Annotated in this window: 1 protein-coding gene; it reads right to left on the minus strand. The window is 43.9% G+C overall.

Features of this window, described 5'->3' with window-relative positions; translation table 11 throughout:
- A partial coding sequence (locus tag ACFIK8_RS12255) for a 4Fe-4S dicluster domain-containing protein (protein WP_375669586.1) occupies window positions 1–289 on the minus strand: 289 nt, incomplete at both ends.

Genomic DNA, 289 nt, shown 5'->3' on the forward strand with positions numbered 1-289 from the left:
TTTGGACCAGTTTGCGTACAATTCATAATCGTATGGCATCGATAAAGCCGGAAAGGATCTTCTAAGTTATCAAGACGTTCACCGCACATTTCATCACGTGAATCAGCAATCCAACGATAAGCCTGGAGCAAAACAGCCGGTCCTAAATAACGATCACCATTCCACCAATAGCTTGGACATGATGTCTGACAACATGCGCACAAAATACACTCATAAAGACCATCGATTTTTTGGCGGTCAGAGTAACTTTGCAACCACTCTTTAGCAGGCTCGGGAGAGACAGTTTGCA

Source organism: Bartonella sp. MR168JLCBS (genome assembly GCF_042194175.1).